Raw genomic sequence first — 26,506 nt, forward strand, 5'->3', positions numbered from 1 at the left:
GCACTCCGTTGCCTCCCCAAGGGCAAACTACCCGCATTCCATTACTGCGTCAAAAACCCGACGCTTCTAGTGTGAGCATGGTCATCTTTGCTCGCGTATCTCGCACGGACTGTCATGCTTCTGACTTGGCTGCTTCACTCACCGAAGTGATTCAGGAGCTGATTGCGTACGATGCGTCGGTCCTCAGCGGAAAGGCCTAGTAGCACGCGTTCTTCATAACGGGCCCTGGGGCCGCCGGGCCGCACTCGCTCAGCCAGCCCTTCTTGATGCACCCGGGCAATGCGCGACACGCGCCCCACGAATCCAACGCTCACTGCGTTGGGGCTTGCACTCACCTTGAAGAACTTGGCCTGCCGCAGCTTGGCAAACATCTTCGCGCGTTTGATGCGTCCGGACTTCTGCCGCAGCTGCTGCTTGCGCGGCGCGTAGGGTGAGCCATCGGGCGCTTGCTGCTTACCAACGCGCTGGCTTTGCGAGCGCCTCAGTTCCGTTCCGATTTTGCGGGCCAGCGTGCGGCGTTCACCGGGCTGCAGGCGAGCCAGCAACGGCGCGGCCCAGTTCTCCAGCGCGGTCAGCTCATCCATGTGGGATCGATCACGGGCTCAGGCGCATGCGTCATGTCGTAGCCGCCCCCCCATCCTTCGCGGTCACAAAGACACGTTCAGTCAGCGGCAACTTGATCGACAGATCCACGGCATCGTTGGCGAGGATGTCAGCCTCGAAGGCGATGTCGCCACGGCGTGCGGGATTGGACAGCAGCTCGGACTGATTGACCTGCACCCATTCCAGCAGCGGCAGCATCACGCTATCCGGGTAGCCGGCGTAGTCGGTCAAGATCAGATTGAGCGTGTACTGATACTCGAACGACAGCCCCGGCTGGAACGTACTGACCAGACTGCCGGCGTCGATGAATACCAGCAGCCGGTCGGCATCGCGGGCCAGATCCGGCAATGCCGCGACCAGAAGCGCGCGCAGGCCGGCGGGCTTGATCATGGCGCCGACTCCGGTGCGTGCAGATCGATCCCGTCTTGCAGCGCGCTCAGCTGCGCGGCGGTAGCGTGGCAGCTGGTGTAGTTGTCGGCGACGGTACCGGCAATGCCAGAGAGCGTAATGCCGGCGGCCGGCGCATCAGGATCTCCGGTGGACGGCCCGGCAGGGTTGCCCGTGGCGGCGGCGTCGTGCAGCCGCACAAAGCCAGCAGGGATAGCGCAAGCAGCGTCTGCTTTCTGGGTGACATAGATCGGGATCTCGCGGGTGATGGTGGCGCCGGCCTCGCGCACGATCTGCACGCGGTCGACGTACTGCGTCACAACGGTTTTTGTGGAAGCCCTTGCACTGTCGCGTTCGGCGATGGCTGCAGCTTTTGCGTCTAGCGCTTGCTTGCGTTCGCGTTGTGCGGTGCTGACACGCTGCTCCTGCCACACGCAGCCACCGACGAGCACTGCAATCAGCGCCAGCAGGATGATCAGGCGCGTGACCATCAGCTCACGCCCAAGATCTGCAGGGCGCGCTGCGTGCGCGTGACCCGATCGCTGTGGCCTTCGGGCAAGCGCCTGGCGCGCACGTTGCCCAGGTTGATCTTGCGGCCCAGGCCGAGCACATCGCCTGCATGGACCAGCACATTGAGGCCATTGTCATGCCAGTACGCCGCCGCTCCCAGTGCGCTTGGCTCAACCTGCAGCAGCAGATCCGGCTGATCTTCTACCGGCAAGCCGATTAGCACGCCGATGCGGCGGTAGTTGCCACGGAATGTGTGCTGCATCGGGCCACGGCCCCGGTAGCGGTGACCGTCGCCGCTGGCGGCGTTGCCGTTGCCCAGTCGGTCGGCGTAGACGAAGCTGTTGACCGCACTCTGAGCAGCTGCAGCTGCTGGGGCACCCAATCTTCCAGTGCGTGCGCTCGATGCACTGGACTCCGCACACGCGTCTCGGATGGCAGACGCGCAGACAATGCATCCCTCGGACGCCTCCATGGCGCGCATGCGCTGCTCCATCTCGCCGCGATCAAGCGGCCCGTTCAATGCGCGTTTCCACCATGGAATACGGACCGGCTCGCCCCGCGACCGCTCAGCGCGGCGGCTGCGTGCTGGCGCGCCAGGCGTCCAGAAACTGCCGGCGTTTGAGTTTGTCCAGATACACCAGCAGACCAGGGCCCAACGGGATCGGCCGGAACGGCGGTTGCGCCGAACCGCCACGGCCACCGGCGGCCGGCAGGATCGGCATCAGCCGCGCCTCGCGCGAGAGCACCTGCTGGCCACGTGGCGAGAGCAGATAGTCGAGGAATCTGCGCGCCTCGGGCGCATGCGGCGCGGTCTTGGGGATCACTGCAGTGCGCAGCGCCACCAGCGTGTAGTCCTGCGGCTGCACGATACCCAGCGGCGCGCCGGCATCGATGCGCGTCTGCGCGTACGAGCCCAGCACGTTGTAGGCCAGCAGGAGCTCGCCGCGGCTGACGCGGTCGAGCAAGGTGCCGGTGCGTTCTTCCAGCCTGACCTGGTTCGCGCCCAACGCGGCCAGCAGCGCCCCGGCGATGCTGCCGACCTGCCCGTCCTGGGTGGCGAACAGATAGCCCACGCCGCTGCGCTCCACATCGTAGGTGCCCACCCGGCCGCGTAGCGGCGCATCGGGCGCGCGCAACAGGGCCAGCAGCTGTCTGCGCGTGCGCGGCACGCGTGCGGCCGCCAGCTTGCGGGTGTTGTAGACAATGGCCACCGGCTCGTAGCTGATGCCGAACACCTCGTGCCGCCACTGCGCCCACGCCGGCAGCGCTTCGGTCTGTGCGGAGCGGTGCGCGAGCGCGTGACCGTCGTTCACCAGCTTGGTCTGCAGATCCATGCTGGCGCTGATCAGCATGTCCGCAGCAGGCGTGGCCTTGCCTGGATGCAGATAGCGCGCATAGATGTCCCAGGCGATCACGTCTTCGTAGATCACCTCGGTGCCCGGATGCAGGCGCTGGTAGTCCTGGATGACCGCGCCGAACACTTCCAGATCGGTGGAGCCCTGCACGCGCAATTGCGCCTGCGCCGGACCCTGCGCAGGAAACCGCCGTACATCGCCGGGCGCGGCGCAGGCGATGCCATGTGCCAGCAATACCACCATCAGCAACAGCACACGCATCAGCGCGTCCCTCCAGGAAAATGCAACGAGGCGATCAGCCCGCCGCCGACGCGGTTGGCCAGATCGATGCGCCCGCCATGCGCCTCGACCACGCGTTTGACGATCGCCAGCCCCAGCCCCGCACCGCCGGCCGGCGCATCCGGCCCGCGCGCGAAACGTTCGAACACGCGCTCGGCTTCGGCTGCTGGAATGCCGGGGCCGTGATCGGCGATGGTGATGACGTGATGGCTGCCATCGCTGGTAAGCGCCACCTGCAATGGCGCGCCGCCACCGTACTTGCAGGCGTTGTCGATCAGGTTCTTGAGCGCCTCGCGCAACAGCAAGGCATCGCCATGCAACAGCGCCGGTTGCGGGTCGATCGCCAGGTGCACGCGCGGCGCACTGTCGCTACGCGGTAGCGCTTCGTGCAAGGCCTGGTGCAAGACCTCGGCCAGATCCACCGTGGCAAAGCGCTGCAGATTGGCACGATGGATCACGCTGGCGTCGCTGAGCAATTGATTGAGTAGCCGGCTCATATGGCTGGCATTGCGCTCGATCGCCACCAGGCTGCGTTGCATCTCGCGCGGGTCGTCCTCGTCCATCGCCAGCTGCGCCTGCGCGCGCAAGGCAGCCAGGGGTGTGCGCATCTGGTGCGCGGCTTCGGCCATGAACGCGCGCAGGGTTTCGTTGCTGGATGACAGCCGCGCCATGAAGCGATTGAGCGCGGTCACCATCAACTGCATTTCCTGCGGTGCGGGCACGCTCAGCGGTTTCAGGTCGGAGGGCTCGCGCCGCGACAGATCGCGCTCGATGCGCTGCAACGGACGCAACGCGCGGTACACGCCCAGCCACACCAGGCCCAGGGCGAGCAGCGACAACACGCCGATCGCCACCAAGGCATTGAGCACCACATCGCGCGCCAGCGCATCGCGCGCGCGCCGGGTCTGGCCCACCTGCACGCGCACTTCGCCCTGCCCGGACGCCGATGCCACCCGATGCATCACCACCGCAAAGCGCACCGGCTCGCCGCTGTAGTCGGCATCGAACAACAGCGGGCGCTCGTCGCTGGGCGGGCGTGGCGGCAGCGGCAAATTCTCTTCGCCGGTAATGGTGCGGCCTTGCGCATCGAACACGCGATAGAACACGCGGTCTTCCGGCGCCATGCCAAGCAGATCCAGCGAGGCATACGGCAGATCCACCTGCCAGTCGCCGCCGACCAGCGCCACGCTGTCGATGATCGACAGTGCCGAGGACACCAGCAGATGGTCGTAGGAGCGATTGGCCGCACGCTCGCCGTAATCGCGCGCGGCGAAGAACAGCACCACCGCGCCAAGCAGCGACAGGCTGCCCAGATACAGCAGCAAGGTGCGCCGGATCGACGGCGCCACCGTCAGCGGCTCAGCCATCGACGCCCGGCTCCACCGGCGCGTGCGGGTCGGCTTCTTCGAGTTTGTAGCCGGCGCCACGCACGGTGACGATGCGCAGCGGCGCCCCCGCCAACTTGCGACGCAGGCGGCCGACATACAGCTCGATCGCATTGGGCCCGGCATCGTCGTCGAAACCGAACAAGCCGTTGCCGATCTCGTCCTTGCCCACCACCTGACCCAAGCGTCCGATCAGGATTTCGAACAGCCGGTATTCGCGATTCGGTAATTCGATCGGCACGCCGTCCAGCAGTAGCGTGTGCGCGGCGTTATCGAACACGAAACCGCCGATCTGCACCACCTCGCTGGCCTGGCCGCGATTGCGCCGCAGCAGCACGCGACAGCGCGCTTCGAACTCGCGGAAGTCGAACGGCTTGCCCAGGTAATCGTCCGCGCCGACATCCAGCGCCTGCACGCGGTCTTCGATGCCATCGCGCGCGGTGAGCATCAGCACCGGTGTGGTATCGCCGCGCTCGCGCATACCGGCCAGCACCCGCAGCCCATCGAGCTTGGGCAAGCCGATATCCAGCACCACCAGATCGAAACTCTGATAGCGCAACACACTCGCCGCCGCCAGGCCATCGGCCTGCCAATCCACCGCATGCCCGCTACGGCGCATGCGCCGCACGATGGCATCGGCGAGGTCGGCGTTGTCTTCGACTAGCAGCAGGCGCATTGGGCGGGGATTGGGGAGTCGGGATTGGGGAGTCGTAACGGCGCTTGGCCGCGGCCGGAAGGTAACAGGCCGCGCAAACAAAAGCTTGCCGCTGTTGCGATTCAGGTTTTGCCAATCCCCAATCCCGACTCCCCAATCCCCTCCCCAACGACAGGTCCATGACAGCTTCGCCGGACTAGGCTGCTGCCAACGCGCCGCAGAGTGGTTGTGCGGTGCATCGCTGAACGTGATTCACACATGTACCTGGGAGGGTCTGTGAGCAACGACACCTTGCGTCTGCGCGTCTTCACCGCCTGCGCCGCGATCTGCCTGGCACCGGCTGCCCGCGCGGCCGATGGCGACGGTCCGGTCACCGCCGAGGTGGGTGGGCGCGTGCACTGGGACTTCACCATGTTCGACAACGACGAACGCGGCACGCCCGAGCGCAACGACACCCAGTTCCGCCGCGTGTGGCTGGATGTGGCGGGCAAGTTCTACGGCTTCAACTACAAGGCCGAAGCGGAATTTGCCGGCCTGCAATACGAATCCGGCAGCCGCGGCATCCTGGCGCGCGATGTGTATATCGCCAAGAAGTTTTCCGCCGGCACGCTGACCGTGGGCCAGTTCAAGCAATACTTTTCGCTGGACGATCGCACCGGTTCCAACTACGGCCCGTTTCTGGAACGCGGCTATGCCTCGACCACGCTGGCGCCGATCTATCGCAAGGCGATTTCGTGGCAGGCCAATCGCCCCGATGCGACCTGGTCAACGGCGGCCTACAGCCTGGAAAGTATCGACAATTCGTCCACCAAGGGCGGTGCGCTCGGCACCCGCCTGACCTTCGCACCGGAGATGGGCGAGGCGCGGCTGCGCCACCTGGGCGTGTCGCTGGCGCACGAGCGCTATTCGCATCCGGGCAGCGGCGGTGCAGCGCCGTTGCTGATCCGTCCACGTCCGGAAAACGATCTGGCCAACAACAGCCGCATCACGCTGGCGCGCTTTGCCGATGGCCGCGATACCGACTTCGACAAGTGGTCGCTGGAATACGCCGAAGTGCTGGGCCCGTGGTCGTGGCAGAGCGAATTCAGCGGCGGCCTGCTCGACGACGGCGGGCAGCATGCCAAGGTGTTGGCCAGTTACGGGTTGGTCAGCTGGTTCGTCACCGGCGAGTCGCGCGGCTACGACCGCAAGACCGGGCGTTTCAGCCGCATCAAGACGCCCAATCGCCCATCCGGCGCGTTCGAGCTGGCCTTGCGCTACGACTACATGCGCGGCGACCAACATATGGATGGCCAACCCAACTTCATCGATGCCAGCACGCAGTCGTGGACGCTGGGCGGCAACTGGTATTTCAAGCCGAACCTGCGCGTGATGCTCAACGTGATCGACAGCCGCAACCGCGACCGCATGTTCGATGCGGTGGTCGACCACACGCTGGCGGTGACCGGCCGTTTTCAGTACGACTTCTGATGTGTCGTTCGTGACCGCGCCGGGTTTCCAGCAAGTACAAACGCGTCATCGCTTCCGCGCTGCATGCGCAGGCTCCACCCTCTCCCTGTTGCACGTCTCAAAGGATTTTCCCGCATGCTGACCGCGCTCGGTTTCGGAATGGTGATCACCTTCATGTACCTGATCATGAGCAAGCGGTTGTCGCCGCTGGTGGCTCTGATCACGGTACCGATCGTGTTCGCGTTGCTGGGCGGCTTCGGCACCGGCATCAACGAGATGATGCTCGACGGCATCAAGAAGATCGCGCCCACCGGCGTGATGCTGATGTTCGCCATCCTCTACTTTGGGGTGATGATCGATGCCGGCCTGTTCGATCCGTTGGTCGGGCGCATCCTGCGCCTGGTCAAGGGTGATCCATTGAAGATCGTGATGGGCACGGCGATCCTGGCGATGCTGATCTCGCTCGATGGCGATGGCTCCACCACCTACATGATCACCGTGTCGGCGATGCTGCCGCTGTATCAGCGCCTGGGCATGAACGCACTCAATCTCACCTGCGTGACCATCCTGGCCAGCGGTGTGATGAATCTGACCCCGTGGGGCGGCCCCACTGCACGCGCCGCTACCGCCTTGCATGTGGATCCGGCCGATGTGTTCGTGCCGCTGGTACCGGCGATGGCGATGGCGATCGCCGGCATCATCGCGCTGGCCTGGCTGTTGGGCATGCGCGAGCGTCGCCGCCTGGGCGTGGTGCGTTTGCCGGCCGACGGCAACTGGCTGGACACCAGCCTGCCCGAGGAAAACGACGCATTGCCGCGCGTGGAAGACACCGAGGACATGAAGCGGCCCAAGCTGCTGTGGGTGAACCTGATCCTGACCCTGGTGCTGATGGCCGCACTGGTGGTCGGCGTGCTGCCGATGCCGGTGCTGTTCATGATCGGCTTTGCGCTGGCGCTGATGATCAACTACCCCAACCTGGCCGAGCAGCGCCGCCGCCTGGTCAATCACGCCGGCAATGTGCTGTCGGTGGTGTCGCTGATTTTTGCCGCCGGCATCTTCACCGGCATCCTGTCCAACACCGGCATGGTCGAGGCGATGTCGCGCAGCTTCCTGGCGGTGATCCCCGACAGCTGGGGGCCATATCTGGCGGTGATCACCGCGATCGTCAGCATGCCGTTTACGTTCTTCATGTCCAACGACGCGTTCTACTTCGGCGTGCTGCCGATCCTGTCCGAAGCGGCCGGCCACTACGGCATCACCCCGGTGGAAATGGCCCGCGCCTCGCTCGCCGGCCAGCCGGTGCATCTGCTCAGCCCCCTGGTGCCCTCGACCTATCTGCTGGTCGGCCTGGCCAAGGTCGACTTTGCCGACCATCAACGCTTCACGCTGAAGTGGGCGGTGCTGATTTCGATGCTGATGTTGGCGGGCGGATTGTTGTTTGGCTTGTTTCCGTTGGCGCGCTGATCGCCCGCCGGGAATGGGGAATCGGGAATGGGGAATCGTAAGGGCGGCGCTGTGCTGTCGTGTCGATTCCTGACTTCCACATGGACAACAGACAGACACCGCAAGCGCGGCTCCTGCTCTACCGATTCCCCACTCCCGATTCCCCATTCCCAAACTCCGAAGGAGTTACACCAATGACACTTCGCATCGCATACGTCACCAGCGGCATGGGCAGTGTGGGCACCGCGATCTGCCAGAAGCTGGCGCGCAGCGGGCATACCGTGGTCGCCGGTTGCGGACCCAATTCGCCGCGCAAGACCTCGTGGTTGCGTGAGCAGCGCGAGCAAGGCTTCGAGTTCGTTGCCTCCGAGGGCAATGCCGCCGATTGGGATTCCACCGTGGCTGCGTTCGCCAAGGTAAAGGCCGAGGTCGGCGAGATCGATGTGCTGGTCAACAACGCCGGCGGTAGCCGCGACACCTTGTTCCGGCAGATGACGCGCGACGACTGGAACGCGGTGATCGCCAGCAATCTGCACTCGTTGTTCAACATCACCAAACAGGTGGTCGATGGCATGACGTCGCGAGGCTGGGGACGCATCGTCAATATCGGCTCGGTCAGCGCGCACAAGGGCCAGATCGGGCAGATCAATTTCGCCACCGCCAAGGCGGCGATGCATGGCTTCAGTCGTGCGTTGGCGCAAGAGGTTGCATCGCGCGGCGTCACCGTCAACACCATTTCGCCGGGCTATATCGCCAGTGCCTCGATCAGCAGCTTTCCGCCCGACGTACTCGACCGCCTGGCCACCTCGGTGCCGGTGCGCAGGCTCGGCAAACCTGCAGAAGTTGCAGGTTTGTGCGCATGGCTGGCTTCCGATGAGGCCGCCTACGTGACCGGTGCGGACTATGCCGTCAACGGCGGCCTCTACATGGGTTAAGCGCGGCCATCAAAACTACTGCGCTCACCGCCAGGCGGGCGCGGCCGGTGAACGCTACGTTTTGTCGGCCACTGTGAAGCGTCATGCCTGGCGAGTGGCAAGCACACGCTGCAGGGTGTGCGCTTGCACCGATGTGCGTACTTGCAGCGGGTCATCCCCTGCAAGCAACCGCCACTGCGATGAGTAACCCGCCTGCTGCGCGAACTGATTACACTCTGGTTTTCCGCAGCACGTTGTCATGGTCAAACCTTCAGAACGCGCAACGCCGGGCGCCCGCCCGCAGATGGCCGACATTGCCCGCATGGCGGGCGTGTCCGAATCCACCGTGTCGCGCGCACTCGCCGGCAGCCCGGTGGTGGCCGAGCGCACACGCGCCTACATCAAGCAGATTGCCGCCGATGCCGGCTATCAGGTCGATCCGATCGCACGCAGCCTGCGCGCCAAACGCTCCAACACCGTGAGCGTGGCAGTGCCGATGATGCATGCGCTCGATCAGCCGTTATCCGATCCCTTCATGATGACCATGCTGGCGTTGCTGGCCGAAGAACTCACCGGACGCGGCTACAGCATGCTGCTGTCCAAGCTGGATCGGCATCAGGATGGATGGGTGGAACAACTCGCACGCGGCAGCCGCTCCGATGGCGTGATCGTGCTCGGGCAAAGCTCCGAACACGATGCGCTCGATGCCGCCGCGCGCGACGGTCTGCCGATGGCGGTGTGGGGCAGCAAGATCGAAGGGCAGTCGTACACCAGCGTGGGCAGCGACAACTTTCAGGGCGGCGCGCTTGCCACCGAGCATCTGATCGCCAGCGGCCGTCGCCGCATCGCCTTTCTGGGCGACGACCAACTGCCCGAGGTCGCACCGCGCTTTGCCGGGTATCGGCATGCACTTGAGCAGCATGGGCTGGAGTTCGATACACGGCTGCATGCACGCAGCCACTTCCTCAGCGAAGACGCCTACCGCCTCACCCGCGCGATGCTCAAGAAGACCGACCCACCGGACGGGCTGTTCGCGGCCTCCGATGTGATCGCAGTCGGTGCGATTCGCGCCCTGGTCGAAGCCGGCCATCGTGTGCCGCAGGACATTTCGCTGGTGGGCTTCGACGACATCCCGCTTGCCGCCTATAGCCAGCCGCCACTGACCACGGTGCGGCAAGACTTGGGGCTTGCGGCGCGGCTGTTGGTGGATCGGCTATTGGCACTGATCGCCGGCGAATCAGTGGAGTCGGTGGAAATGGCGGTGAAGCTGGTGGTGCGCGAGTCGGCTTGAAGCGGGGATTGGGGATTGGGAATTCGCAGGTCGTCAGCTATCCCGACGTATTCGCTGACGACTGCAACCACCGCTACACCACTGCAGCACGCGGCTTGCGTAGCCGCACGCACAACATCGCCACCGCTGCAGCCAACATCAGCGCGCCGGCAAGACGGATCACGTTGCGCGGGTCACCGTGCAACAGCCGCTCGTAATACAGCGGCAAGGTGACGATCTGGATCAGCATCGGCAGCACGATGAACAGATTGAACAGGCCCATATACACGCCGGTGCGCTCGGGCGGAATGCTGTCGGCCAGCATCAGATACGGGTTGCCCATCATGCTGGCCCAGGCCAGGCCAATGCCGATCATCGGCAGCAGCATCAGCCAGCGGTCCTGGATGCCCGGCAACACCCACATGCCGATCCCGGCCGCGACCAGACAGGCCGCATGCGTGTATTTCGGGCCGAAGCGGCGCACCACCGGCACCATCGCAAACGCCGCCAGAAAGGCGATGAAATTGTAGAAGCCACCGATCTGCCCGTTGACCAACCCCGCCTCACGGAAGCCGTGCGAGTTGGCTTCGGTGGTGCCGAACAACGTGGTGGACAACGACAGCACGATGTATTGCCAGTAGCAAAAAATCCCGTACCACTGGAACAGCATCACCGGTGCGAGCTGGCGCATGGTGGGCGGCATCGCACGCAAGGCACCGTAGATTTCGCGCACCGTCGCGCCCAACCCTGCACCGCTCTGGCGCATGCGGGCAATCTCGGCCGGCGCAATCGCCGGCTCGCGCACGCTGCGCGCGGTGAGCAGGATCGAGGCGGCAGAAAATCCCGCGCCAATCACGAACGCAGCGATGGTGACGTAGGGAATATGGTGCGCATTGGCGGCGTCCTGATTCATGCCCAGCCACACCAGTAACGGTGGGGTGAGATAGGCCAGCGTCTGCGCAAGACCGGTGAATGCGCTTTGCGTGAGATAGCCAAGCGGCCGCTGCGGCGGCGCCAGCACATCGCTGACCAGAGCACGGTACGGCTCCATCGCCACGTTGTTGGCCGCATCCAGGATCCACAGCAGGCACACCGCCATCCACAACGCGGTACTGAACGGCATCGCCAGCAGGCACAGGCTGCACACCAGCGCGCCCAGCACCATGTACGGCATGCGCCGGCCCCAGCGGGTCACCGAGCGGTCGCTCCACGCGCCCACGAACGGCTGCAGCACCAGCCCGGTGATCGGCCCGGCCAGCCACAGGTACGGCAGGCTGGCGTGGTCGGCACCCAGATAGTTGTAGATCGGGCTCATATTGCTCTGCTGCAACCCGAAGCTGTACTGCACGCCAAAAAAGCCGGCGTTGAGCGCCAGGATGCGCAGGAAGGAAAGCGGTGGAGCGTTCGACGACATACAAGATCCTGAGCTTGGGTGCGGCGATCGGTGGCCGCAGCGCACTGTACGCTGACGCTTATGCAATCGATTGTAACGCTGCGATGCAACACGCTTCCGCTTTGAAGATTGCGTCTTTCCGGCATGCATTGGATTGCTGCAATGCAGGATTGCAATCGATTGTATTGCAGCGTATTACTGCGCTCGCACTGCAGGCCACACGGCCACTCCCTGGGAGGGGACGATGCAGATATCGGCACACCACCATCCGTGAGAGAGAGAACCGCGATGTCCACTTTGCACACCCTTCGCCTGCATGCCCTGGCCTGCGCGGTCGCCTCCTGCCTGTGCGTGCCTGCCGCGCTGGCGCAGGACGCCACCAGCGCAACCACCACCCCGCCGGCTGCCGACAGCGCCGCGGTCAATCTGGATTCGGTGTTCGTCACCGGCACCTCCACTGCCACCACCAAGTTGAAATCGAGCGTGTCGGTCAGCACCGTGGGGGCCGAGGCGATCGAGCAATCGGCGCCGCGCAGCACTGCTGAAATTTTCCGCAACATTCCAGGCATCCGCTCCGAATCCAGCGGTGGCGAAGGCAACGCCAATATCGCCGTGCGCGGCCTCCCCGTCGCTTCGGGCGGCGCCAAGTTCCTGCAATTGCAGGAAGACGGTTTGCCGGTGATGGAGTTCGGCGATATCGCCTTCGGCAACTCGGATATCTTCCTGCGTTCGGATTTCACGATGGACCGCATCGAAGCGATCCGCGGCGGTTCGGCATCGACGTTCACCAGTAACGCGCCCGGCGGCATCATTAACTTCATCAGCAAGACCGGCGACACCGCAGGCGGCAGCGTCGGTGTGAGCCGCGGCGTGGATTACGACAGCACGCGCGTGGACTTCAATTACGGCGCGCCGTTTGCCGAGCATTGGCAGTTCAATATCGGCGGCTTCTTCCGCCAGGGCGATGGCGTGCGCGACGCCGGTTACACCACTGAAAAGGGCGGCCAGCTCAAGGCCAACCTCACCCGCCTGTTCGAGAACGGCTACGTGCGTGTGTACGGCAAATACCTCAACGACCGCGCCGCCGGCTATCTGCCGGTGCCCACCTCCGTGCGCGGCCGCGACGGCTCGCCGGACCTGGGCGGTTTCGCCGGCTTCGACCCCGGCAATGACACCTTGTACAGCCGCAATTTCCGCAGCGATGTGGGCCTGGACGGCAACAACCAGCCGCGCCGCACCGACGTGGGCGACGGCATGCACCCGGTCTCGCGCACGCTAGGCGCCGAAGCCTGGTTCGACCTGGGCAACGGCTGGAACCTGAGCGAGAAATTCCGCATCGCCGACAACAGCGGCCGCTTCGTCAGCCCGTTCCCAGCCGAAGTCACCGATGCCGCTTCGCTCGCCTCGTCCATCGGCGGCGCTGGCGCGCAACTGGTGCAGGCCAGCGGCCCAGACGCCGGCCAGGCTTACACAGGCAACGCAATCCGCACGCATCTGTTCAACGTGGCGATCAACGACCTGGGCAACGTCACCAACGACCTCAGCGTCTCGCGCGCGTTCGACGGCGATGACCGCACGCTCACCCTGCGCATGGGCTATTACAGTTCGCGCCAGACCATCGACATGGACTGGACCTGGAACTCCTACGTGCAGACCCTGGGCCGCGACTCGCGCCTGCTCAACGTGGTCGATGCCGGCGGCGTGTCGCGCTCGCAAAACGGTTTGTACGCCTACGGCGTGCCGTTCTGGGGCGATTGCTGCAACACCCGCAGCTACGACGTGCGCTACGACGTGAACGCACCCTACGTGGCGCTCACCTTCGACAGCGGCAAGCTCAGCGTCGACGGGAGCCTGCGTTACGACATGGGCGATGCACGCGGCAGCTATTCCGGTACCGCGATCGCACAGAACCTGGACGTCAACGGCGATGGCGTGATCCAGCCGGTAGAACAACGCGTGGCCACGGTCGATACCGCCAACGCGCGGCCGGTGGATTACGACTGGAATTACCTGTCGTATTCGTTGGGCAGCAATTATCTGATCAACGACGACCTGGGCGCGTTCGCGCGCATCAGCCGCGGTGCACGCGCCAATGCCGACCGCCTGTTGTTCGGCGTGATCCGCGACGACGGCTCGGTGTCTTCCGACGAGGGCGTCAACGTGGTCCGCCAGACCGAAGCCGGTTTGAAGTGGCGCCGCGACGGGCTGAGCCTGTTTGCGACCGCGTTCTCCGCACGCACCCAGGAACAGAACTTCGAAGTCACCAGCCAGCGCTTCTTCAACCGCAGCTACAAGGCGCACGGCGTGGAGCTGGAAGCCAGCTACCGCTACGAAGGATTTACCGTCAACGGTGGCCTGACCTGGACCGATGCGGAAATCTCCAGGGACCAGATCACCCCGGAAAACACCGGCAATGTGCCGCGCCGCCAGGCCGATGTTGTGTGGCAGCTCACCCCGAGCTACCGCGGCGACGGCTATCAGTTCGGCGTGAACCTGATCGGCACCACCGATGCCTACACCCAGGATTCCAACCAGCTGAAGATGCCCGGCTATACCCAGGTGAACCTGTTCGGCGATTACCGCGTGACCGATGCGCTCACTGTGGCGCTCAACGTCAACAACCTGTTCAACACGTTTGGCCTGACCGAAGCCGAGGAAGCCACCATCCCCGCCAACGGCATCATCCGCGCGCGTTCGATCGCCGGCCGCACCACCAGCATCAGCTTGCGCTACGACTTCTAAGGACCCCTCGCCGGATTCTTCCCGGCGCTTGCCAATGAGCACCTCCCCCATCGATTTCACTGTAGTGCGCGCAGCCTTTGCTGCGCCGTTGGATGCGCAGCGTGCGAATGCACTGTTGCCGCGCTTCGATCAGCATGCGTCGCGTCTGCTCGACGCGCTGCAAGCGCTGTATGGGCAACGCCCAGACTATGCGTCGTGGTTGACGCAGTGGTTGAGCGCGCTCGGCAACACTGCGCAACAGCGCCCGCAGCCACTGCAACAGCTGGACACAACGCGTCAGCCCGGCTGGTTTGGCCAACAACACATGCTGGGCTACAGCGCCTACGTGGACCGCTTCGCCGGCACGCTGCAAGGCGTGGCCGAACGCGTGCCGTATCTGCAGGAACTGGGCGTGCGCTATCTGCACTTGCTGCCGTTCCTGCGTGCGCGCGCAGGCGATAACGATGGCGGCTTTGCGGTCAGCGATTACGGCCAGGTCGAACCAAGCCTGGGCAACAACGACGATCTCATCGCACTCACCACGCGCCTGCGCGAAGCCGGCATCAGTCTGTGCGCGGATTTCGTGCTCAACCATACCGCCGACGATCACGCCTGGGCACAGGCGGCGCGTGCGGGCGACGCACGCTATCTCGATTACTACCATCACTTTGCAGACCGCGCGCTACCCGATCAGTACGAAACCACGCTAGGGCAGGTCTTTCCGCACACCGCACCCGGCAACTTCACCTGGGTGGACGACACCGCGCAGTGGATGTGGACCACCTTCTATCCCTATCAATGGGATTTGAACTGGAGCAACCCGGCGGTGTTCGGCGAGATGGCGCTGGCGATGCTGCAGCTGGCCAATCTGGGCGTGGAAGCATTTCGGCTGGATTCCACGGCGTATTTGTGGAAGCGCACCGGCACCGATTGCATGAATCAGCCCGAGGCGCACACCTTGCTGGTGGCGCTGCGCGCGGTTACCGATATCGTGGCGCCCTCGGTGGTGATGAAGGCCGAAGCCATCGTGCCGATGACGCAGCTGCCGCCGTATTTCGGCACAGGTGCGGATCAGGGACACGAGTGCCATCTCGCGTATCACAGCACGCTGATGGCGGCCGGCTGGTCGGCCTTGGCGCTGCAACGCGGCGACATTCTGCATACCGTCATAGCGCATAGCCCGCCGTTGCCGCACAACTGCGCGTGGCTGAGCTATGTGCGCTGCCACGACGATATCGGCTGGAACGTGCTGCAGCATGAAGCGGCCGGCAATGCCGCGCAGCCGCCGTTTGCGTTACGCGATGTCGCGCGCTTCTATGCCAACGATGTGCCGGGCAGTTACGCGCGCGGCGAGAGCTTCCAGAGCAGTGGCGACGGCGTGCACGGCACCAATGGCATGGCCGCTGCGCTTGCGGGCATTCAGGCGGCGCAGGATGCGGGCGATATGGTGGCGTTGGACACTGCGGTGGATCGGTTGGTACTGCTTTACGCGATCGCGCTGGCGATGCCGGGCGTACCGTTGATCTATATGGGCGATGAACTCGCCTTGCCCAACGACATCAGTTATCGAGGCGACCCGCTCCGTCAGCACGAAGGACGCTGGTTGCATCGTCCGGCGATGGATTGGCAGCTTGCTGCTCAACGTGAGACTGCGGATAGCTTGAGCGGCAAGGTGTATCGCCGGTTGCGTGGGTTGATCCGGCAACGTGCTGCGCTTTCTGCTTTGGCAGCCGATCAGGCGTTGGGCAGCGTGGCGCTGGGCGATCCGCGACTGTTTGCGTTGACGCGTGGCGATGACTTCTTGGCCGTGCACAACTTCGGCGATCAGCCGCTGACGGTGGAGCTTGCTGCGATCGGGGATGGCCGATGGACGTTGCTGGCTGATGATAGCGACGCATCGGTCGAATCGCTGAGCGATGACATGCGGCTGGTGCTGCCGGCTTATGCGGTGCGCTGGTTGGAGCGTAGTGCCTGAACGGTATGGGGCAGTTCTGAATCGCACTTCAGAGCAAGATGATCTGCCAGAGCAGACGATCTGCGGCTTGACTGCAGGGCCCTTGCCCGCCCACCGTCGCAGGACACGCCGCAAGTACGTCCGTGTAGGCTCTTACGCGGCATCCATGCCGCGTAAGGTCCCGCGACGGTGGGCGGGCAAGGGCCAGTCGAGATGGTCGGTGCGCTTGGTTGCGAGGACTGGATTGCGTTGAGCTTTCGGATGCTGCGGCATTCTGAAACGCACGACAAAGAGCAGTTACAAAACTACTGCTCTCACCGTCAGTCGGGTGCGGCCGGTGCTCGGCATCGGCATGTACAACTCGTACATGCCAGCTCCTTCGCCCCGTCCGCACCCACCTGACGACTAATCGCTACGTTTTTGTCAGCCGCTCCAAATCAAAAAGCGCGGCTTCCTCCGTCGGTCGATGCACGACCACACGACAACCGCAAAATCAGCGCTTCAACAGCTCGAGCAAGGTCTCGGCGGCCTTTTCGGAGGAGGCAGGATTCTGCCCGGTCACCAGCGTGCCATCGGTCACCACATGGACACCCCAGTCGGCGCCCTTCTCGTAACGTCCGCCGAGTTCGGTCAGCACGTCTTCGACCAGGAACGGCACGATCTTGGTCAGGCCAACGCCCTCTTCCTCGCCATTGGTAAAGCCGGTGACGCGGCGGCCATTGACCAGCGGTTTGCCATCGCTGCCCTTGACCCGACGCAGCACGCCCGGCGCGTGGCAGACCAGGGCATGCGGTTTGTCGGCAACTGCGAAGGCTTCGATCAAGGCGATCGACTGCGCGTCTTCGGCCAGATCCCACAACGGTCCGTGGCCGCCCGGATAGAACACTGCATCGAAGTCCTCGGCCTTGACGTCCGCCAGACGATGCGTGCTGGCCAATGCCTGCTGCGCGTCGGCATCCTGCTTGAAGCGCTTGGTGGCATCGGTCTGTGCGTCGGGCTCATCGCTCTTGGGATCCAGCGGCGGCTGGCCGCCCTTGGGCGAGACCAGGGTGATATCGGCGCCAGCGTCCTTAAATACGTAATAGGGCGATGCAAATTCTTCCAGCCAGAAGCCGGTTTTCTTGCCGGTATCGCCGAGTTGGTCGTGGGAGGTGAGCACCATCAGGATTTTCATCGCATTGCCTCGTGTCGTTGCCCATCTCGGGCGAGGCGACCAGTGTGTGGATCAGCCCGTTGCAACATCGTGTAGAACGCGTCGGCACGATGCATACGGTTCAGCGCCACTTGCAGCGGGCCACACAATCGCGAGGCCCGCTACATCCGCAAGGGACGCGCGACTACCAAGAGCGGCTAACAACATGAGCTCGCACGTAGCGAGCAGTCGTCAGGTGGTGCGGACGGCACGGAGGAACCGGGGTGTACGAGTGGCTATGCCGATTCCGAGCATTGGCCGCGACCGCCTGACGGTGAACGCAGTGGTTGTTTCAGCTGCGCTAAATCGCGGTGCGTGTTCGCACCTACCCGGCAAGTGTTCGCACCCTGTCGTAACGGCGCTCAGACATTCATCGCTGGCGGCTGCAGCTGATCCATGCGGATGCGATTGGCGAATAACGAGAACGCCAGCATGCCGGCCAGCCCGCTGACCCGGCTCACCCAAGGCGGCAGCCAGCGCGGTGCAACCAACACGCCGCTGTCGAACAAGGGCGCAAAGCGCGCCACATCGCCCAGCGCCATCTTGCCGGCAAACAGGTACCGGCACAGCTGCAGCTGATCGCGTTGCAAGGAATGCCGGAAGAACGTGTGCACTGCGACAAGGCCACGCAGGTAGACGGTGTCCTTGGTGAAGGCGCCGCCGCCTGCGGTGGGCACCCCGCGGAACACGCGTTGCGCCGAGGAAAAACTTTCGGTTGCGCTCTGCCCGCTGCTGGTGAAATAGCGGAACACTTCGATAAAGTCCGCACCCGAGCGCGCCATCGCAATCGCCTCGATCCGCAGGCTGATGCGCTTCATGCGCTCGATATCGATGCTACCGGTGATCTGCTCGGCGAACGTGGCCAGCCCTTCCTGGGTGGCCGTGGTGCGCGGCGAAGAGATGCCCAGGCTGGGCAGATGCACCTGCGCGCGGCCATTGAGTGCGGTCAGCGAATGCACCAGCGCTTCGTGGTGGAACAACTGCGCGCGGTCGTAATCGCTGAACGTCGCACCGCTGCGCAAGCGGATGCGGTGCGCACCGGCCGCCGCCTTGGCGAGCAGATCCGGGTCCAGCGTGACCGTGATGACGCGGCCTTCGAAGAACGCATCCAGATCGTTCTGCAACTGCATGCGCAAGGCGGTTGCCGAGACCGGCACCTGTTCTTCGGGCGCCAGCAGTTCGCGGTCCAGTTCCTGCGCAATCTGGATGAAATGCCGCGCCGCCTCGCGCGTGGTCGGGCCGTTGCCCGGCATCGGGTCGTCGGGCACACCGAACAACTGCGCCGAGTAGTCGCTGACCGCGGTGGTGCCCAGCGATTCCAGCAGGCCGGCCGCCAGGCCCCAGCTGTGCGCCGAATCGATCAGATACGCGCCCAGCGGATGATGCGGATCGGCGGCCTTGGCAATCGCCGCCAATTCGCGTCGGGTATCGCCGAAATCCAGTACCGGATACTCCACCTGCGGCAGTTCCGGCTGACCACGCGCCACGCTCTGCAGAAACGGCTCCTGCAGCGAACGCGGCCAGCTGGCCAGGGCCAACAGACGCACGCCGCGCACCGCCTTGACCAGGCGCACATCCAGCGCCGCGTGATGGACGATGTCCGGCGGCGCCTTGCGCAGCGGCATTTCAGCGGCGCCCGGTGCGATCGACGCTGGCAGGCCGCCGGCCCGATCCCTTGCCCCGGTTGTTCTGCGCCAGGCGCGTGGCGAGTTTTTCGGCCGCAGCGGCCACTTCCACGCGCAGCTTCATGTAGTTGGCCACCCGCTCCGGATCCAGCGTATCGGCCTCGATCGCCGCACGCACCGCGCAGCCGGGCTCGGCGATATGCGCGCAATCGTTGAAGCGGCATTGCGCGGCCAGCGTCTCCACATCGGAAAAGCCGCCTTCGGCCAGGTCTTCCTCGCCGGTGGGCTTGAGCTCGCGCATGCCGGGCGTATCGATCAGGCAGGCACCGGACGGCAACGGAATCAACGCGCGATGCGTGGTGGTATGCCGGCCGCGCGAATCGTTCTCGCGCACTGCATTGGTCTTCATTCGTTCCGTGCCGAGCAAGGTATTGGTCAGCGTCGACTTGCCGGCGCCCGACGAGCCCACCAGCACGGCGGTGCGGCCATCGCCCAGCCACGGCCGCAGCGCAGCCACGCTCTCAGGATCCTTGGCATTGACCGCGCGCAACGCGATGTTCTGCGCTTCCAGTTCCTCCAGCACCGCCAACGCATCCTCAGCGTATTCGGTCTGATCGGCCTTGGTCAGCACCACCACCGGCTCGGCACCGCCGCCGCCGACCAGCAGCAGATAGCGCTCGATGCGGCGCGGATTAAAATCCGCATCCAGCCCGCACACGATGAACACCGTATCGATGTTGGCCGCGATCACCTGCTGGTGGTAATGCTCACCGGCTGCCCCGCGCTTGATCGAGGTGCGCCGCGGCAGCAAGGCCACGATGCGCTTGCCGTCCATCAGCACCCAATCGCCCACCGCCGCCCGCTCATGGCTGGGAAACTGCGGCCGCTGCCACTCCGGCAACGACTCCGCCTTGAGACTGGCCTCCGGCGTATCGGCCACCACATAGCCGGTGCGATGCTGCTCCACCACCCGCGCCGGCATCGCCTGCGGATGCGCGGCAAAGACCGCCTGCCAGGACGGGTCCTCGGCAGGGCCAGGCCAGGGCCAGCCGATGGATTGGAGTGTGGGGTAATCGGGGGAAGGCGTGTTCATGGGGGAATTCTAGTCTGAATCCCGGCAGCGCTACCCAACCTACCCCGATACTAATGTCGGTCTGCGCGGCAAGCCTGTAGAGGCAAACAAAAAAAGCCCCTCATGCTCCAGCACGGTGGAATGCCACAACATTCTTAGTGGCCTCAGGTGGTCAAAAAAAGCCCCGCGTGAGCGGGGCTTTTTTAATTACCAGCTAGCTGCGATCACGGGGATCAGCTTTTCATACTCTGGCGAACTTAGTGTCGTCTGTCCACCAACGGGCATGTTGTAACTAGACATTGCCGCTACCAAGTTAGCTACTTCGCTTGCGTCAAGAACCTTCCCGTCGGCTACCTGCAACTGATCCACCTGATAGCCGGAATCGTAGAACCAGTTTGCGATAGATAGCTGGTCATTCGTCCCGGCAATTGAAAGCACGAGGTCATTACCAGTCCGCGCCAACCAGATCTGATCAATCGCGACTCCGTCGCCAAAGATGACCTTGTCGCCGCTAGACGAATAGTCGTAGCTAGAAATACGATCGCTACCAGACCCACGACCGAAGCGGTACACGTCGTTGTCGTAGCCGCCGTCGAGTGTGTCATTGCCAGCACCGCCGTCCAGGATGTCATCACCCTCATCACCAGACAAACCATCGTTACCGACGCCGCCAAGCAGCACATCGTTACCGACGCCACCATAGAGACGGTCGTTCTGGTCGCCACCATCGAGCGAGTCATTACCCTCATTGCCGTAGAGCGTGTCGGCACCGATCCCGCCCTGGAGAACATCGTCCCCCCCATAGCCTGACAAGGTGTCATCACCCAGACCGCCGTTGAGCGTATCTGCAATGGCATAGCCGATCAGTGCATCGTTGCCGTCTGTGGCCACCTGGACCAGCGCCTTGATTGCGGCGATATCCCTGGTCGTGCCGTCGGCAAAGCGGACCTCTTCCACCTGATAGCCGTAGGTCGCATCGGCATAGAAGTAGCTATTGACCCGGACGCTATCCGAGGTGCCCTTGATGCTCAGCACCATCGTATCGCCGTCCCGTGCGACTGCCACATCCCCCACAGAGATGCCATCACCCAGAACGATCGCATCGCGCTTGCCTGCGGTCCAATCGTAGTTGGTAATGGAGTCACCTCCAGACCCACGACCGAAGCGGTACACATCGTTGCCATAGCCGCCGTCGAGTGTGTCATTGCCAGCACCGCCGTCCAGGATGTCATCGCCCTCATCACCAGACAAACCATCGTTACCGACGCCGCCAAGCAGCACATCGCTGCCGACACCACCATAGAGACGATCGTTCTGATCCCCACCATCGAGCGTGTCATTGCCCTCGTTTCCGTAGAGCGTATCGGCACCGATCCCGCCCTGGAGAACATCGTCCCCTCCATAGCCTGACAAGGTGTCATCACCCAGACCGCCGTTGAGCGTATCTGCAATGGCATAGCCGATCAGTGCATCGTTGCCGTCTGTGGCCACCTGGACCAGCGCCTTGATTGCAGCGATATCCCAGGTTGTGCCGTCGGTAAAGCGGACCTCTTCCACCTGGTAGCCGTAGGTCGCATCGGCGTAGAAATAACTATTCACCCGCATATTGTCCGACGTGCCCTTGATGCTCAGCACCAACGTATCGCCGTCCCGTGCGACTGCCACATCCCCCACAGAGATGCCGTCACCCAGAATGATCGCATCGCGCTTGCCTGCGGTCCAATCATAGTTGGTAATGGAGTCACTTCCAGACCCACGACCAAAGCGGTACACGTCGTTGCCATTGCCGCCGTCGAGTGTGTCATTGCCAGCACCCCCATCCAGGATGTCATCGCCCTCATCACCATACAAACCATCGTTACCGATGCCGCCAAGCAGCACGTCGCCGCCGACGCCACCATAGAGACGATCGTTCTGATCCCCGCCATCGAGCGTGTCATTCCCTTCGTTTCCGTAGAGCGCATCAGCACCGATACCACCCTGGAGAACATCGTCCCCTCCATAGCCTGACAAGGTGTCATCACCCAGGCCACCGTTAAGCGTATCGGCAGTGGCATAGCCGGTCAGGGCATCGTTGCCATCCGTTGCCACCTGAACCAGCGCCTTGATTGCGGCGATATCCCAGGTCGTGCCGTCGGCAAAACGAACATCTTCCACTTGATAGCCGTAGGTCGCATCAGCATAAAAATAGCTATTGACTCGGACACTGTCCGAGGTGCCCTTGATGCTCAGCACCAAGCTATCGCCGTCCCGTGCCACCGAAACGTCTCCGGTAGAAATGCCTTCACCCATGACGATCGCATCGCGTTTGCCTGCGGTCCAATCATAGTTGGTAATGGAGTCACCTCCAGACCCACGACCAAAGCGATATGTGTCGTTGCCAGAACCGCCGTCGAGTGCGTCATTGCCAGCACCGCCGTCCAGGATGTCATCGCCCTCGTCACCAGACAAACCATCGTTACCGATGCCACCAAGCAGCACGTCGCTACCGACGCCACCATAGAGACGATCGTTCTGATCCCCACCATCGAGCGTGTCATTACCCTCATTGCCGTAGAGCGTATCAGCACCGATACCACCCTGGAGAACATCGTCCCCTCCATAGCCTGACAAGGTGTCATCACCCAGGCCACCGTTAAGGATGGTCTGATCAACGGCATCGGAGGATGAGCCTAACCACATCGACCAGGCTGACGGCGCTCAGATCCTCGATTTTTTTGCCGTTTCCGGCGCGTTTGCAGGGTGTTGCCCGGGTTACAGGCGCACGTTCCCCATCGTCGGCAGTAACTGCTTTCGCTTCATCCACAGGTTCGATAGCGCAAACAAGGTCAGCACCTGCGCGGTGTTCTTGGCCAGGCCGCGATAGCGGACCTTGGTGTAGCCGAACTGGCGCTTGATCACCCGGAATGGATGCTCCACCTTCGCGCGCACGTTGGCCTTGAAGTGTTCCCAACGTCTTTCCCGAGCACGCTCGCGTTTGTTGCCGAGGGCTTGCATCGTCGAGGGCCTGGCGGCGATGAAGAATGCAGCCTTGCAGGCCTGCAGTTCTTCGCGTTTGTCCGCACCGGTGTAGCCGCTATCGCCGAACACGCTGTCTTCTTTGCCATGCAGCAACGTGTGCATCACCGTGACATCGGCGACGTTGGCGGCTGTGCAATGGACGTGGTGCACCAACCCGGAAAATTCATCCACGCCGATGTGCGCCTTCATCCCGAAATACCACTGATTGCCCTTCTTGGTCTGATGCATCTCAGGGTCGCGCGCGTTGTCGGCATTCTTGGTCGAACTGGGCGCCGCGATCAGCGTCGCATCGACGATCGTGCCCGACCGCAGGCTCTGGCCCTTGCGCGCCAGATGCGCGTTGACCGCTTCCAGCATCCGCGCGGCAAGGCCATGGGTCTCCAGCAGGCGCCGAAAGTTGAGAATCGTGGTCTCGTCCGGAACGTTGTCCAAGCCACCGAGCTGGGCAAACCGCCGCAAGGTCGGGATCTCGTGCAGTGCTTCTTCCATCGCCGGATCGCTCAGCGCATACCACTGCTGCAGCAGATGAATCCGCAACATCGTCGCCAGTGCGTACGGCTGCCGACCTGGCCGGCCCGATACCGGATAGTGCGGCGCGATCAGACCGAGCAGTTGCTGCCACGGAACCACCTGCTCCATCTCGGCCAGAAAGATCTCGCGCCGGGTCTGCTTGCGCTTGCCCAGGCCCTCAGCGTCACCGAACGTCAGTTGCATGGATCACTCCTCAACATCAGGCGGGTAGTGTCGCGTATCTGTGGTGCGTTGTTCAGAGGTTCCTTAAGCGTATCGGCAGTGGCATAGCCGGTCAGTGAATCGTTGCCGTCTGTGGCCACCTGGACCAGCGCCTTGATTGCAGCGATATCCCAGGTTGTGCCGTCGGTAAAGCGGACCTCTTCCACCTGGTAGCCGTAGGTCGCATCAGCATAAAAATAGCTATTGACTCGGACACTGTCCGAGGTGCCCTTGATGCTCAGCACCAAGCTATCGCCGTCCCGTGCTACCGAAACGTCTCCGGTAGAAATGCCTTCACCCATGACGATCGCATCGCGTTTGTCTGCGGTCCAGTCGTAGTTGACGATGAGATCATTACCAGAGCCACGCCCGAAGATGTAGACATCGTTGCCGAAGCCACCGTCAAGGGTATCGTTGCCTGCGCCACCGTCTAAAAGGTCGTCGCCATTCTCGCCAGATAAACTATCCGTGCCGACGCCACCAAGCAGCAGGTCGTTCCCGGTGCCGCCGTAGAGACGATCGTTCTGATCACCGCCATCAAGTGTGTCATCACCCTCATTGCCATAGAGGGTGTCGGCACCGATCCCACCTCGGAGACTATCGTCTCCACCCATGCCGGATAAATTATCCTCACCCAGTCCGCCGCTAAGTGAATCGGCACTCGCATATCCTATCAATGTGTCGTTGCCATCTGTTGCTAGTTGGACTAGCGATTTGATGGCAGCAATGTCCCAGGTAGCGCCATCGGCAAAGCGGACCTCTTCCACCTGATACCCGTAGGTTGCATCCGCGTAGAAATAGCTATTGACTCGGATGCTGTCCGAGGTGCCCTTGACGCTCAACACGAGACTGTCGCCTTCCCGTGCTACAGCTACGTCCTCGGTACTAATCCCTTCGCCCATGACAATCGCATCGCGCTTACCAGCGGCCCAATCGTTATTTGTGATGATGTCGTTGCCGGAGCCTCGACCAAAACGGTACACGTCGTTGCCATATCCGCCGTCAAGCGTATCATTGCCTGCCCCACCATCCAGCACATCGTCACCGCCGTACCCATATATATTCTCAAGCGAAGAAGTACCCTGGATAATATCTGATTCGGCTGTGCCATAAATGTAGTTCTGCGTAGTTGGCTGCTGCGTTACTAAATTAGTCGCCCCTGAAAAACCCCCTTCAAGCACCAAGTGTCATCGGCGACAGCGGCACGGCGCTAAAGGATGGCCATCCCATCGCCCGCATCCAGGCACGCAAAAACGCGATCCAGCGCAGCAGCCAGCGCAGGTTGTAGCCGGCGGCGCAGCCGAGTACGTGCAGCGCATCGCCTTGTGCACCTTTCAGCCTGCAGCGACGCAACCTGCAGTCGTCTTTCAGATGTCCGATCACCGGTTCCACCGCCTGCCGTCGTTTGATCCAGCGCCATTGCCGTCGCGTCAGCGTCTTGGCCTTGCCACGATGGAGCACCTGCACGCCATCGACCTCGCGCCCGCGATAGCCCAGGTCCACGATCGCCACCGTCGGTTCTACGCTCAGATCCTGCAGCAACCCGCGTGTCTGCTCCAGCTGCTCGGCCAAGGTGTCGCCGTCGTACGGGTTGCCCGGGAAGCTACGCGCACCCACGACCAATCCCTTGCAGGCGGTGACCGCAATGCCGACCTTGACGCCGAATTCGTACGCTTGACGCGCCTTGCCCTTACCGATGCATTCCACTTCCGGGGCATGCAATGCGTACAGTTTTTGTTTGTCCTTCGGACGCTGCGTGTACAGCCGTTGCGCACGTTCCAGCCAGACCGCGATGCGCTCGCGCACGCCGGGTTCCACCTGGTCCAGCTTGCGCGCGATATCGCGCAACACCCGCCCCAAGACCGTGCGTTGACGTCGCAGCACGCGCTGCATGCGCTTGAACTGGCGTGCATGCGCATAGCGGCCCGCCTTGCGGCTCAGGGCCGGACCTTGCCGTGCGTAGCTCTGCCGCAACCCGATGCCGTAACGCTTGGCCAGCAGCACCAGTTTCTTGCGTGCCACCTCCAGCAACCGACTATCGGTCGGATAGGCAATCGCCTTTTCCTGCACCGTGGTGTCCACGATCACCCGCGACAACTCGCGTGCGTCCACCGCCTGCATGGCATGTGCAGCGTTGATGGTGTGTGCCAGCAACTCTTCCATCCCCGCTTCGTCAAGCCGCTGACGCCAGCGCGTCAGCGAGCTGGCATCGCACGGCAAGCGCGTCTGGAACACGACCTCGCCAGTGAAAAACTGCCAATACGGATTTTCCAGCCAACGCTCGCACACCGCCTCATCGGACAGGTCGTAGGCGTGTTTGAGGTAGAGCAAACCGGCGATCAGCCGCACCGGCAATGCCGGCCGACCGCCACCAGCCTGGGTGGCCGGCAAGCGCGATGAAAGTGCTTGCTCCAACGCCGTCCACGGCATCCGTTGGCTCAGCTGCGCCAGCGGATGCCGCAGATCGATCTGGTTCTCCAGGCGCGAACGAAACAACTCCTCGGCAGGCATGTGCTCGGCAGCAGGACGGCGTGTATGCATGAGTG

General features: G+C 63.3%; 19 protein-coding genes, 2 other RNA genes and 2 pseudogenes. 7 read left to right on the top strand and 16 right to left on the bottom strand.

All coding sequences use genetic code 11. The features are described 5' to 3' along the window. Positions 1 to 134 precede the first annotated feature (134 nt). From NMB96_RS01135 to NMB96_RS01165, 7 genes and pseudogenes are all read right to left on the bottom strand, one after another. On the bottom strand, positions 135 to 584 hold the full coding sequence (locus tag NMB96_RS01135) for a phage virion morphogenesis protein (RefSeq protein WP_023905062.1): 450 nt from the start codon (positions 582 to 584) through the stop codon (positions 135 to 137). Beyond that, a pseudogene (locus NMB96_RS01140) lies at positions 572 to 993 on the bottom strand (phage tail protein). Before NMB96_RS01140 ends, NMB96_RS01135 begins: the two are co-directional and overlap by 13 nt. Continuing rightward, positions 990 to 1,481 (bottom strand): hypothetical protein, encoded by a 492-nt coding sequence (locus NMB96_RS01145; RefSeq protein WP_183086660.1) that lies wholly within the window; start codon positions 1,479 to 1,481, stop codon positions 990 to 992. Before NMB96_RS01145 ends, NMB96_RS01140 begins: the two are co-directional and overlap by 4 nt. Next, a pseudogene (locus NMB96_RS01150) lies at positions 1,481 to 1,840 on the bottom strand (glycoside hydrolase family 19 protein); the annotation flags it as partial. The gene NMB96_RS01145 and the pseudogene NMB96_RS01150, both read right to left, overlap by 1 nt. 226 nt (positions 1,841 to 2,066) lie before the next feature. After that, a complete protein-coding gene (locus NMB96_RS01155) occupies positions 2,067 to 3,116 on the bottom strand; it encodes an ABC transporter substrate-binding protein (RefSeq protein WP_183086659.1) in 1,050 nt (349 codons plus the stop codon). Further along, positions 3,116 to 4,501, bottom strand: coding sequence for a sensor histidine kinase (locus NMB96_RS01160; RefSeq protein WP_023905063.1), 1,386 nt, complete (start codon positions 4,499 to 4,501; stop codon positions 3,116 to 3,118). Before NMB96_RS01160 ends, NMB96_RS01155 begins: the two co-directional genes overlap by 1 nt. Further along, positions 4,494 to 5,195 carry a response regulator gene (locus NMB96_RS01165; protein ID WP_104549768.1) on the bottom strand — a complete coding sequence of 234 codons (702 nt, stop codon included), beginning with the start codon at positions 5,193 to 5,195 and terminating at the stop codon, positions 4,494 to 4,496. The genes NMB96_RS01160 and NMB96_RS01165 overlap by 8 nt, the downstream gene beginning before the upstream one ends. A gap of 255 nt (positions 5,196 to 5,450) precedes the next feature. Here NMB96_RS01165 and NMB96_RS01170 point away from each other — a divergent pair, with 255 nt between their 5' ends. The 4 genes from NMB96_RS01170 (at position 5,451) to NMB96_RS01185 (ending at position 10,271) form a co-directional block, all read left to right on the top strand. Next, entirely contained in the window at positions 5,451 to 6,644 is a 1,194-nt protein-coding gene (locus NMB96_RS01170) for an OprO/OprP family phosphate-selective porin (protein WP_255085982.1), read from the top strand. Positions 6,645 to 6,758: 114 nt separating this feature from the next. Then, positions 6,759 to 8,087, top strand: a complete 1,329-nt coding sequence (locus NMB96_RS01175) for a CitMHS family transporter (RefSeq protein WP_023905066.1) — start codon at positions 6,759 to 6,761, stop codon at positions 8,085 to 8,087. A 173-nt stretch (positions 8,088 to 8,260) separates the two neighbouring features. Further along, positions 8,261 to 9,001, top strand: coding sequence for an acetoacetyl-CoA reductase (gene phbB / locus NMB96_RS01180; RefSeq protein WP_023905067.1), 741 nt, complete (start codon positions 8,261 to 8,263; stop codon positions 8,999 to 9,001). A 238-nt stretch (positions 9,002 to 9,239) separates the two neighbouring features. Then, on the top strand, positions 9,240 to 10,271 hold the full coding sequence (locus NMB96_RS01185; protein ID WP_255085983.1) for a LacI family DNA-binding transcriptional regulator: 1,032 nt from the start codon (positions 9,240 to 9,242) through the stop codon (positions 10,269 to 10,271). A 73-nt stretch (positions 10,272 to 10,344) separates the two neighbouring features. Here the strand turns inward: NMB96_RS01185 and NMB96_RS01190 are convergent, their stop codons facing one another. Beyond that, a complete protein-coding gene (locus NMB96_RS01190; RefSeq protein ID WP_255085985.1) occupies positions 10,345 to 11,664 on the bottom strand; it encodes an MFS transporter in 1,320 nt (439 codons plus the stop codon). A gap of 267 nt (positions 11,665 to 11,931) precedes the next feature. On the opposite strand from NMB96_RS01190, the gene NMB96_RS01195 reads away from it, so the two are divergent. The 3 genes from NMB96_RS01195 to NMB96_RS01205 all read left to right on the top strand — a co-directional run bounded on the left by NMB96_RS01195 (position 11,932) and on the right by NMB96_RS01205 (position 16,747). Continuing rightward, entirely contained in the window at positions 11,932 to 14,385 is a 2,454-nt protein-coding gene (locus tag NMB96_RS01195; RefSeq protein ID WP_255085986.1) for a TonB-dependent receptor, read from the top strand. A gap of 34 nt (positions 14,386 to 14,419) precedes the next feature. Next, positions 14,420 to 16,339: an alpha-amylase family protein gene (locus NMB96_RS01200; RefSeq protein WP_255085987.1), complete on the top strand. Its 1,920-nt coding sequence runs from the start codon at positions 14,420 to 14,422 to the stop codon at positions 16,337 to 16,339. 331 nt (positions 16,340 to 16,670) lie between these two features. Beyond that, positions 16,671 to 16,747, top strand: a non-coding RNA gene (locus tag NMB96_RS01205) — sX9 sRNA. A gap of 64 nt (positions 16,748 to 16,811) precedes the next feature. Here NMB96_RS01205 and NMB96_RS01210 read toward each other — a convergent pair. The 8 genes from NMB96_RS01210 to NMB96_RS01245 form a co-directional block, all read right to left on the bottom strand. Continuing rightward, positions 16,812 to 17,492, bottom strand: a complete 681-nt coding sequence (locus NMB96_RS01210) for a type 1 glutamine amidotransferase domain-containing protein (protein ID WP_023905072.1) — start codon at positions 17,490 to 17,492, stop codon at positions 16,812 to 16,814. A gap of 174 nt (positions 17,493 to 17,666) precedes the next feature. Further along, positions 17,667 to 17,750, bottom strand: a non-coding RNA gene (locus tag NMB96_RS01215) — sX9 sRNA. Positions 17,751 to 17,872: 122 nt separating this feature from the next. Next, positions 17,873 to 19,135, bottom strand: a complete 1,263-nt coding sequence (locus NMB96_RS01220) for a flavohemoglobin expression-modulating QEGLA motif protein (RefSeq protein ID WP_255085990.1) — start codon at positions 19,133 to 19,135, stop codon at positions 17,873 to 17,875. 1 nt (position 19,136) lies between these two features. Continuing rightward, the gene (rsgA, locus tag NMB96_RS01225; RefSeq protein WP_255085992.1) at positions 19,137 to 20,228 is read right to left on the bottom strand and encodes a ribosome small subunit-dependent GTPase A; all 1,092 of its coding nucleotides are present in this window, start codon (positions 20,226 to 20,228) and stop codon (positions 19,137 to 19,139) included. Positions 20,229 to 20,414: 186 nt separating this feature from the next. Then, on the bottom strand, positions 20,415 to 22,889 hold the full coding sequence (locus NMB96_RS01230; protein WP_255085993.1) for a calcium-binding protein: 2,475 nt from the start codon (positions 22,887 to 22,889) through the stop codon (positions 20,415 to 20,417). A gap of 72 nt (positions 22,890 to 22,961) precedes the next feature. Continuing rightward, positions 22,962 to 23,942: an IS5 family transposase gene (locus tag NMB96_RS01235; RefSeq protein ID WP_255084985.1), complete on the bottom strand. Its 981-nt coding sequence runs from the start codon at positions 23,940 to 23,942 to the stop codon at positions 22,962 to 22,964. Continuing rightward, positions 23,933 to 25,141 (bottom strand): calcium-binding protein, encoded by a 1,209-nt coding sequence (locus tag NMB96_RS01240; RefSeq protein ID WP_255085994.1) that lies wholly within the window; start codon positions 25,139 to 25,141, stop codon positions 23,933 to 23,935. The genes NMB96_RS01235 and NMB96_RS01240 overlap by 10 nt, the downstream gene beginning before the upstream one ends. Continuing rightward, complete coding sequence (locus NMB96_RS01245) at positions 25,134 to 26,501, bottom strand: IS5-like element IS1478 family transposase (protein WP_011035783.1); 1,368 nt, start codon at positions 26,499 to 26,501, stop codon at positions 25,134 to 25,136. The genes NMB96_RS01240 and NMB96_RS01245 overlap by 8 nt, the downstream gene beginning before the upstream one ends. Positions 26,502 to 26,506: the final 5 nt, after the last annotated feature.

It is taken from the genome of Xanthomonas hortorum (assembly GCF_024339125.1).
Lineage (GTDB): Bacteria > Pseudomonadota > Gammaproteobacteria > Xanthomonadales > Xanthomonadaceae > Xanthomonas > Xanthomonas hortorum.